The following is a 10,715-nucleotide window of genomic DNA, read 5'->3' as shown; positions in this document are numbered from 1 at the left end:
TGGCACTTGATGCCGTCAGACGCGAGGTTCCCCCCTTCAGCACCGCAGGAGGGGCCTTTCCCCCTTGCCGAACCGCTTTGACGGTGTCAGCACCGGCAGTCGGTCATTTCGTGGGTGGAGGTGGGCGGGAGGCGTCCATATCATCTTCTTTGTCGTACAACAAAGAAGAAGGTCGCCCGCCGGGGGCGAGTCCCCGGCCGATGTGACGTCGTACAACGGAAAGCCGCCCGTAAGCACTCACCGGTTCAAGGTCGAAGGGAGTGAACTGACTACGTTCGCGAAAACTGCGGGAAGCGCTTCCCTCTGACAAGTAAGGCTCTCCGGGCCCGGCGGGCCTGCCGGGGATCGTATTTACATACCTAACGCGAACATAACCAATTCATTCGACCTGCTCACGCTAATGATCGGCAAGCCGCTGCTCAAAGTTCGCGGTCGAATGAATTCGACCCCACGCTGTGGGCCCGGCTGGTCAGCAGCTTCAGGGAGTCTCACCAAAGAAAAATGCAGCCCGCAGGCTGCATTTTTCTTGAAGACGCGGGGTTCAGCGCTTGCGGCGCACCATCGCCAGGGCGCCGAGGGCGCCGCCCAGGAGGGCCAGGGAAGCCGGTTCAGGGATGTGCGTGCCATTGCCCGGAACGATCACGCCGAGCACGCCGACGGTGAAGCCGTGCCAGCCCTCGCTGGTGTCGGTGAAGGTGATTGAGGTGTAGTCACCGATGAGTTCGATCACGCCATGCACTTCACCATTACCGAAAAAGCCGGTGCCCGTGCTGTTGAGAATCGGAGTGCCGTTGCCCCAGTAGCCGGCGCCGTAGCTCAGGATGTTGATCGGCACACCGAAGTCCACCGTGTTGCTGTTCCAGCTGACCAGACCGATCAGGGGGTTGTGCACGCTCTGGGAGAAGGTGATGGTCTTCGTTCCACCCGCACTGAGGGCAACGATGTCGGCCGTCGTCGGTCCGTTATCAACCGTCGAGCTGGTGTAGATGGCCGGGTTGCTGGCCCAGTAGTTGGTGCCGCCAGAGGTCTGGGCGAAGGAGTAGGCGCCCGAGAAGGTCACGCCGACAGTGGTGCTGCCGACGGTCAGGTCGCCGATGACCGCGGAGGCCACACTGCTGGTGCTGGTCCAGTCGGTCCAGTAGGCGGGGGCCGCGAGCGCGGGGGCGGAGGCCAGGGCGGCAACGAGGGCAGTGGCAAGCAGGCGCATGATTCAATCCTTTGAGCGGTGGGCTGCGATATTTTTGATTCTTCAAAGAAATTAGCAAAAATGGCGCCAGTTTTCTGTTTATGCAAAAAAATGTCGATTTTTTTTAAAAATCAACAGTTTGTGTATTTCTTGTGAATTCTAAATTTCCGCAAAAGTGGAAGATTGTAAAAATCCTCGACAGTGCATTGATCTTGTTGAGAATTTAGATTTTCGTCATGAGACGAAAAAAGCCAGGCGGGTGGCCTGGCTTTTTCCGGGTGCAGGGTTGCGTCGGAATCTACTGAGGGGGGGCTGCCACTACGGTGGCTGCCTGGGGGGGCGGTGCCAGCACGGTCTCCGCGGCGATCTTCCATTGGCCGTCCACCTTCACCCAGTCGATCTGCTTGCGTACCGTGTCCCGGTAATGGCCTGCGCTGTAGTGCTGGGTGAAGCGCATGCTCAAATGGTCGGCACCCCGTGGGCGTAGTTTCAGGCCGTCGATGCGGATGCTGGGCGACTGGGCCTGGCTCACTCGGGAGCGCCGCTCGCTCTCCCACTCGGCGGTGCTGCGCCCCTTGCCGGGCTGGAAGTCGGGCAGGTAGAAGGCCCGGTAGGTGTCAAAGTCCCGGGCCGCCCAGGCTGCGGCCCAGGCTTCGAGACGCTGTTCGGGGCTGGCGGTGGCTGCTTCTTCGGCTGTGGTGGCGGGTCGGGTCGGCGCAGCGGCGGTCGTCGCGGCACCGGCTGCGGAGGGCGTGGCCGCCAGGGCCATCTCGGGGGCCGGCAGTGCATCCACCACCGGTACGGGGGCGGCCGCCAGGGCCGGGTTGTAGGGCGTGGTGCCGAGCAGTTCAGGCAGGATGGGGGCCGGTTGATAGTGGGTGCGCAGGGTGTCCCGCAGCTCACCGGCCAGGCTCAGGAGCTGGGCCTGGAGGGTGGTCTGCTGGGCCCGGTTCTCGATCAGGGCGCGCTGGGCGTTGAAGAGATCTTCCTGGGCGATGGACAGGTCGTTGAGGCTGCGCCGGCCGGCTTCGAAATGGAGTTCGTAGGCGGCCGCGACGCGCTGGGCTGCAACGACTCGTCTTTCGGTGAGGGGGGCAATTTCGCGGGCCTCGGCAAACTGCCGATAGAGGTCGGTGATCTCGCGGGAAACCTTCAGCAGCAGATCGTCGGCGTCGGCCTGGGCGGCCTGGTGGCGCTCGACGGCTTCGCTGTGGCGGCCGAGGTTCTTGCCGCCGAGGGGGATGTCGATGCTGACCTGGAGTTGGGCGGCCCGGTCGGTGTCGGACACGGGAACCGGGATGGTGCTGTTGTCGAGGCGCTTGTTGACTGACAGGTCCACGGCCGGAAAGAAGCTGCCCCGCGCCACCCCGATGTCGGCCTTGCGCGCCATGCCGCGCTGCAGGGCGGCGCGCAGGCGTGGGTTGCGCTCCTGGATGCGTTCGACCAGTGCATCGATGTCGGCTTCCACCGACCTTGAGCGGAGCCCCGGGGTCACCAGCTCATCCGGGGCTTCGCCGGTGAGCAGGCGATAGCGGTATTCGGCGGTGCCCAGTTGGGCGCGCAGTTGGCCAAGGAGGGTGCGGCTCTGGATCAGGCGCACGTGCATCAAGTCTAGTTCGGCCGATGAGATGCGGCCCGCATCCACGCGCTGGGCCACGCTGGCCTCGACCTTTTCCTGGCGGGCGATGGTGGCCTGCAGGCTGGTCATGGTCTGGCGCAGGCGCACCACGTCGGTATAGGCCTCGGTGATCTCGAAGGCGACCTGTTCGAGGACGCTGTCCAGGTCGGCGTCGGCGGCGTCCCGGGTGAAGCCGGCGGCACGTAAGCGGTTGGTGTCGGCGGCGCCGTTGAACACGTTCCAGCGCAGGCTGGCATCGCTGCGGCGTACGTTGCGATCCACCCGGCGGCCCTGGGTTTCATCCCGGGAGTCGGAGTTGCGGTAGCTCAGCCCGAGGCTGGGCAGGAAGTCGGAGCGCACCTGGGTGATCTGCGCCTCGGCGGCCCGCAGCAGGGCCTGGGCGGAGCGCACGCTGGGCTGTTGCAGCAGCACCTTGTCTACCACGATGGGCAGGGGGGCTGCGTGGGCAGGGGCAGCGAGCACGCCGCAGGCGGCCAGCAGCACGGCGAGGCGGCGGGGGGCGGGGAGAAACGAGCTCATCAGCGTTCGCGCAGGGATTTGTCGAAGGTCTTGACGATGGGTTTTAGCATGTATTCCATCATCGTGCGCTTGCCGGTCTGGATGCTGGCATCGGCGGCCATGCCCGGGGAGATGGTGAGGCGTTCCGACGGGTCGCCGAGGAAGTTCTTTTGCGTTTCCAGGAAGACTTCAAAGAAGGTTTCCTTGCGTTCGGGATCGACAACGGCGTCAGCCCCCACTCTTACCACCTGACCGGCGAGCGTGCCGAAGATGGAGGAGTCATAGGCGCTGATGCGGATCTTGGCTTCCTGGCCGGGCTTGATGAAGGCGATGTCCGAGGGCTTGATCCGCGCAGCCACCAGCAGGCGCTCTTCGGCCGGCACCACTTCCATGATGGTCTCGCCGGCCTTCACCACGCCACCGATGGTGGGGATGAGGAGGCGATTCACCACCCCGTCCAGCGGCGCACGCAGCTCGCGGCGGGCCACCTTGTCGCTGCGCCCGGTCAGTTGCTCGCCCAGGGTGGCGGCGCGCAGTTCGATCTCGTTCTTTTCCTTGCTGGTCTCGGTGAGAAAGCGTGAGCGGGTTTCCGACAGGCGGGCCTGGGCTTCGGCCACGGCGGCCTGGATGCGGCCGATGGCGATGCGGGTGGTTTCCAGTTCGCCCTTCTGGCTGGTGTAGCGCTGTTGGGCATTGAGCAGGTCGGCCCGGGCGCCGGCTCCGGCGCCGGCCAGCTTCTCTTCGATGGCCAGGGCTTCCCGGGCGGGGCCGATGGCGTCCTGCAGGGCCTGATGGCGGGCCTTGGCTTCGGCGAGCTCCTGTTGGCGCTGGTTGATCTGGCGGGACAGGGTTTCGAGGGTGTTCTCGCGCTCCTGGCGACGGGTCTGCCACAGCGTGCGCTGTTCACGCACCAGATCGGGCGCGTTCTGCTCCAGCTCCAGGGGGAAGTTCGGCGCCACGTTGCGGGCTTCGGCATCCAGGCGCACCAGGGCGGCACGGGCACCCCACAGGCTCTGCTGGGACTCGCCCAGGTCGGCGGTGAACTGAAGGTTCTGGACCACGGCGAGGACATCACCCTTCTTCACTACGCTGCCTTCACGGGCATTGAGGGCCTGCAGAATGCCGCCCTCCATGCTCTGGATCTGCTGCAGCCGGCTCGACGGTACGACGGAGCCGACAGCCGTCACCGAGATGTCGAGTCGGGCCAGGCTCATCCATGCGAACAGAAGGACGAAGAACAGGGCGGTGGTGCCCAGGAGGATCAGGATGGCCCGGCGCGGACCCCGGTCGTAATCGGGGTGGAGGCTGACGGGTTCGCTTTCAATGCGCGGAGCGCAGGCGGGCGCGTTGCTTTTCATGCGGCATATTCCTTCGGTGCAGCCTGGGCAGGGCCGCCCTGCAGCTTGCGCAGGACGTCGGCGCGGGGGCCGTCGAGGACAACCCGGCCCTGGTCGAGCACGACCAGCCTGTCCACCAGGGGCAGCATGGCCATGCGGTGGGTGACCAGCAGCATGGTCACGCCCTTGATGCTGCGCAGGTTCTCGATGAGTCGTGCCTCGGTGGCCGGGTCCATCATGCTGGAGGGCTCGTCGAGGAGCAGCATGCGGGGCTGCTGCACCAGGGCCCGGGCGATGGATACGGCTTGGCGCTGGCCGCCGGACAGGCGATCGCCGCGCTCGCCCACCTGGGTGCCGAGGCCATGGGGCATCTGGGTCAGGGTTTCATCCAGGCAGGACAGGCGCAGGGCTTCGAGGATCTGGGCGTCACCGGCCTGGCTGTTGCCGAGGAGGATGTTCTCGCGGATGTCACCGTGGAACAGCACCACGTCCTGGGGCACGTAGCCCACCTGCCGGCGCAGGCTCTGGGGTTCGAGCTGACTCACGGACATGCCGTCCACCAGTACGTTGCCCTGGTCGGGGCCGTAGAGGTTGAGGAGCAGCTTGAAGAGGGTGCTCTTGCCCGAGCCGATGCGGCCGATGAAGCCAACGCGTTCGCCCGGACGGATGTTCAGGTTGAGCCCCTTGAGCAGCGGCGGGCAGTCCGGGTAGGCGAAGTGCACGTCGCGGAAGTCGACCCGGCCCTGCATGCGCGGCAGGTGCAGGCTGTCGGCGGTCTCGTCGGTGGGCGACTCCATGATCTTGTCGAGGGCGTCGAGCGCCTGGCGGGTCTGTTCGTAGCGCACGATCAGGGCGGCGATCTGGGTGGCCGGGGTAATGGCCCGGGCAGTCAGCATCGACACGGCGATCAGCTGCCCCATGGTCAGCTCGCCGGCGGCGATGAGCAGGGCGCCGAACATGACGATCAGGATGGTGGTGAGGTTGGTCACCAGCAGGGATACGTAGGTCCCGAAGGAGGTCCACTCGCGCATCTTCACCGAGTTCTCGGAGATCTTGACGGTGAGCATCTCCCACTGGCGCCGGGCCCACGCCTCGGCCCCGAGGGCCTTGAGGGTGTCCACCCCGTTCATGGTCTCGAACAGGTGGGCGGTGCGCTGGGCGGACTCCTGCATGTTGGCGCCGAGCACCCGGATGAGCGGGCGCCGGATCAGCAGAGAGGATGCGATGGTGAGAGGAATCATGACCAGCGGAATCAGCACCAGCCAGTGCCCGACCAGACCGATCAGGACCAGGAAGAACACCATGAAGGGCACGTCTCCCAGCACCGTAAGGGTCGATGAGGTAACGAACTCGCGTACCGATTCGAAGTCCCGCACGATGTTGGCCAGCACCCCGCCGGAGGCCGGCCGGTTGGCGGCACGCAGGCGTAGGGCATGGGCGAACACGTGGGACGACATGGCCACGTCTGCCTTGCGCGCCGCCGCCTCGATCAGGTAGCTGCGCAGCATCTTGATGACCAGATCGAAGAGCACCACCACCGCAACGGCGCCGGTCAGCACCCACAGGCTGTCGAGGGCGTTGTTGGGCACCACGCGGTCGTAGACCGACATTGTGTAGAAGGGAATCACCGCCGCGAACACGTTGGTCAGCACGGTGGCCAGCAGAGCCCAGCCATAGATGTTGCGGTTGGCCAGCAGGGTGTCCCAGAACCAGCGCCGTGGGCGCGGCAGATGGTAAAGCAGGCTGCGGGTGTCGAAGAACACCAGGGGCCGCACGAAATAGGTGATGCCCGGATAGTCGGCGGCGATGGTCGCCGCGCTCAGGGACACGCTGCCACGAATGCCGGGCTGCACGCACTCGAACTCGTCGCCCTTGCGGTTCAGCACCACCAGCGGGTCACCGCCTTTGACGATGATCAGGGCTGGCAACTCGGACGGCCGGAAGGCATCCGGCGTCTTGGTGCTGCGGCTGAGGGACAGGCCGCCGCGTTGGGCACATTCACGGATGTGCGCCTCGCCGATGCAGCCATCGACCACAGGCGTGTCCGCCAGCAACTGGGCCGGATCGGCACGCTTGCCGAAGAAGTGCGCCAGGAACATCAACTGGTCGATGATCCCGTCGACCGGCGCCTCGCCAGGGGTGGAGGAGGGTGTTTCGCGCATGGGCAGAAAGCTCGGTTAGTCGTGCTGCGCAGAGGCCGGAAGTCGGCGACCGCATGAGTCAGGACGCCGATGGTGCCACAGGAGGTCAAATGCCAAATGTTAAAAAGTCACGGGGTTTTAGCCTCCCTGATGTTGCTTGCGTACTTGGTCACATTTCCCCGGAGTGGGTGGCAATGGGTTTTGTGGCTTGGCGAGCGTTTTTAACAAATACAATGTCTTTTTCCTGTTCATGAGGCCACGTTTTTCGTAAGTGCATTTGTTTTTCTTATTTTGCAAAAAAGTGTCAATTCGGCTTCCCCAAGTGTGGCTTATTGCCTGTCGGAGAATTTCGTGTGTTTTCTGGCAGATGAAAAGTAGGGGACGAGACCCTCTTTGGGGGGAGGGGTGGTGTTTGGTTGCTTAAAAAATATTTATATTAATCATGTGCTTGTTCTGTGTTTGGACTCCTCTGGAATATGCCTTTGAAACTTCCTGGGACGGCCTTGCAATGCTTTTAATCAATCTGGAGTGTCGGATTTTTTTACACCGAATAATGGTTTGTGCTTTTTCACACACGTCAAAAACCCTGTAGAGTCCATTAAGTTATTGAGGGGCTTTGAAATTCTCGTTTTTGACAGTTGTTGATCGCGTGGTGGCCCGCAAATTGCAGTTGAATCTCCGTTTTTCTTTCTTCGTCGCCCTTCTCCGAGGGAGCGGACGAAACAACACGTACAAGATGGAGATCGTTCATGGCAACTACGCGGTACTCAACCAGCGTTTCCCTTTGCGAAGACACCAGCAAGAATTTCGAGCTGTTTGATCTGCTCAAGCAAGCGGACCCCACCTATTCCGCTGTTGATCCGGCGCGTATCAAGCTCTACGTTTACGACGGCACCAAGTATGTCGAAGCCACCTCCGGCTATTTCACCGCGGTAGACAAGGACACCTTCACGGTCGATGCGTCGCTCCTGCCGAATTTCAATGGCGAGCTCAAGGTTCGCGTCCTCGGCACCGACAGCACCGGCAACAGTTTCATTCTGGACATCACCATTGATGTCACCCCGGTGAATGACGCGCCTTCCGGCGCCGACGATTCCGCCAACGTCGCCAGTGGCGACGTGTATGTGCTTGGCCTGGATGATTTCGGCTTCACGGATCCGGTTGAAGGCGATGCCTTCAAGTCCGTGGTCATCACCACCCTGCCGAGCGCCGGCACCCTGCTGCTCAACGGCGTTGCCGTGACCGCCGGCCAGGAAGTCCTGGCCTCCGACGTGGCTGCCGGCAGCCTGACCTACCTCGCCCCGAGTGATGCGGGCGGCGCCATTGGCTTCACCTTCCAGGTGCGTGACACCGGCGGCACGGACGGCTGCGGCGGCAACGACCTGGACCTGACCCCCAACACCTTCACCTTCAACGTCCCCGTGCCCGCCAAGGCTGTCATCGGTGACACCGTGTGGGAAGACGTGAATGGCAACGGCCTGCAGGATACGGGCGAAGCTGGCATCGGCGGCATCACCGTCCAGCTGCGTGACCCCCAGGGCAACCTGGTGCAGACCACCACCACCGACAATTCCGGCAAGTACAGCTTCACGGTCAATCCGGGCAGCTACTTCGTCACCGTCATGGCCCCCAATGGCTACGCTGTCACCGAACCGGACGTGGGCGGCAATGACGCCATCGACAGCGACTTTGACGGCACCGGTCTCAGCTCCCTGGTGACCGTTGCTGCTGGCGATATCAACAACACTGTCGATGCCGGCCTTTACCGCACCGCCGAGATCGGCAACCGCGTGTGGCTCGACGTGAACGGCAATGGCCTGCAGGACGCCGGTGAAGCCGGTGTCCAGGGTGTCCAGGTTCGCCTGCTCGACGCCAACGGCAATGCCGTCGATGGCCCGATCGCCACCGACGCCAACGGCGACTACCTGTTCTCGGGCCTCAAGCCTGGTATCTACAGTCTCGCCTTCGATCCGGTCACGCTGCCCGCTGGCTACAGCTTTACCACCCGTGATGCCGGTTCCGATTCCGCCGACTCCGATGTCAATCCGCTGGATGGCTCCACCATCCAGACCGAACTCGTCTCAGGCGAGTCCGACCTGAGCTGGGACGCCGGCATCGTCGCCAACCCCGGTTCCATCTCCGGCACCGTGCGTGAAGACCTGGACAACAACAACAGCGGCGACACCCCGATCGCTGGCGTGACCGTTCAGCTGAAGGACAGCACCGGCACCGTGGTGCAGACCACCACCACCGATGCCAACGGCAACTACACGTTCAACAACGTGCCGGCTGGCAACTACACCGTCGTCGAAACCAACAAGCCGGGCTTCTCGGATGTGGGTGACGTGGATGGTGGCGATCCCAACGTGATCGCCGTGACCCTGACCCCGGGTGCCACCAGCACTGGCAACGACTTCGTTGATGAGCGTCTGCCGGGCGTCGTCTCCGGCACCGTGCTGGAAGACAACGACAACGACAACGTGGGCGACACCCCGATCCCGGGCGTGACCGTCGAGCTGAAGGACCCGGCTGGCAACGTGGTGCAGACCACTACCACCGACGCCAACGGCAACTACACGTTCAACAACGTGCCGGCTGGCAACTACACCGTCGTCGAAACCAACAAGCCGGGTTACACCGACGTGGGCGACAGCGACGGCGGCAACCCCAACACCATCGCCGTGACCGTGACCCCGGGCTCCTCGAGCACCGGCAACGTGTTCGTCGATGAGCGTCCGGCCACCCTGGGCGATCGCGTGTGGGAAGACACGAACGCCAACGGCGTTCAGGATGCCGGCGAAGCCGGTATCGCCAACGTCACCGTGCAGCTCAAGGACACCAGCGGCAACGTGGTGCAAAGCGCCACCACCGACGCCAACGGCAACTACAGCTTCAGCGTCACCCCGGGCACCTACACGGTGGCCGTGCTCAAGCCCGCCGGCTACGAAATCACCGGCCAGGACCTGGGCGGCAATGAAGTGACCGACAGCGACATCAACGCCGCTGGCGTGACCGCTCCGGTGACCCTGCAGTCCGGCCAGAACAACCCGAACGTCGATGCGGGCCTGTACCGCAACGCCGAGCTGGGCGACAAGGTCTGGTACGACACCAACAAGAACGGCGCGCAGGACGCAGGCGAAGCCGGCGTGCAAGGCGTGAAGGTTTCCCTGCTGGATGCAGCCGGCAACGTGGTCACCACCCAGACCACTGACGCCAGCGGCAACTACCTCTTCACCAACCTGAAGCCGGGCACCTACAGCGTCCAGTTCGACAAGGCCACGCTGCCCACCGGCTACGTGTTCACCTCGAAGGATGCCGCTGCCGACGGTGTGGACAGCGATGCTGACACCGCCACCGGCAAGACCATCCAGACCGTTCTGGATTCGGGCGAATCGGACAAGACCTGGGATGCCGGCATCGTCGCCAACCCCGGTTCCATCTCCGGCACCGTGCGTGAAGACCTGGACAACAACAACAGCGGCGACACCCCGATCGCTGGCGTGACCGTTCAGCTGAAGGACAGCACCGGTACCGTGGTGCAGACCACCACCACCGATGCCAACGGCAACTACACGTTCAACAACGTGCCGGCCGGTACCTACACCGTCGTCGAAACCAACAAGCCGGGTTACCTGGATGTGGGCGACACCGATGGTGGCAACCCCAACAGCATCGCCGTGACCCTGACCCCGGGCGCATCCAGTACCGGCAACGACTTTGTCGACGAGCGCACTGCCGCCATCGGTGACAAGGTGTGGCTGGACAAGAATGCCAACGGCGTGCAGGACGCTGGTGAAGCCGGTATCGCCGGTGTCGCCGTCAAGCTGCTCGACAGCACCGGTACCGTGGTGGGCTCCTCCACCACCGACGCCAACGGCAACTACCAGTTCAGCAACCTGACCCCGGGCGACTAC

The 10,715-nt window shown here is 63.7% G+C and carries 5 protein-coding genes; 1 reads left to right on the top strand and 4 read right to left on the bottom strand.

Annotated elements, in window-relative coordinates:
- Positions 1–541: 541 nt before the first annotated feature.
- From ACIQ09_RS20585 to ACIQ09_RS20570, 4 genes are all read right to left on the bottom strand, one after another.
- Positions 542–1,207, bottom strand: a complete 666-nt coding sequence (locus tag ACIQ09_RS20585) for a PEP-CTERM sorting domain-containing protein (RefSeq protein WP_398314034.1) — start codon at positions 1,205–1,207, stop codon at positions 542–544.
- 277 nt (positions 1,208–1,484) lie between these two features.
- Positions 1,485–3,344: a TolC family protein gene (locus ACIQ09_RS20580; RefSeq protein WP_398314032.1), complete on the bottom strand. Its 1,860-nt coding sequence runs from the start codon at positions 3,342–3,344 to the stop codon at positions 1,485–1,487.
- Positions 3,344–4,681 carry an HlyD family type I secretion periplasmic adaptor subunit gene (locus ACIQ09_RS20575; protein WP_398314030.1) on the bottom strand — a complete coding sequence of 446 codons (1,338 nt, stop codon included), beginning with the start codon at positions 4,679–4,681 and terminating at the stop codon, positions 3,344–3,346. The genes ACIQ09_RS20580 and ACIQ09_RS20575 overlap by 1 nt, the downstream gene beginning before the upstream one ends.
- The gene (locus ACIQ09_RS20570; protein ID WP_398314028.1) at positions 4,678–6,822 is read right to left on the bottom strand and encodes a type I secretion system permease/ATPase; all 2,145 of its coding nucleotides are present in this window, start codon (positions 6,820–6,822) and stop codon (positions 4,678–4,680) included. The genes ACIQ09_RS20575 and ACIQ09_RS20570 overlap by 4 nt, the downstream gene beginning before the upstream one ends.
- A gap of 728 nt (positions 6,823–7,550) precedes the next feature.
- On the opposite strand from ACIQ09_RS20570, the gene ACIQ09_RS20565 reads away from it, so the two are divergent.
- On the top strand, positions 7,551–10,715 hold a 3,165-nt coding region (locus ACIQ09_RS20565), incomplete at its 3' end, for an SdrD B-like domain-containing protein (protein WP_398314026.1).

This window comes from Zoogloea sp. (assembly GCF_044344315.1).
In the GTDB taxonomy this organism is placed as follows: domain Bacteria; phylum Pseudomonadota; class Gammaproteobacteria; order Burkholderiales; family Rhodocyclaceae; genus Zoogloea.
Note: the sequence above shows the minus strand (reverse complement) of the source record. Positions and strands in the feature narration are given on the sequence as shown.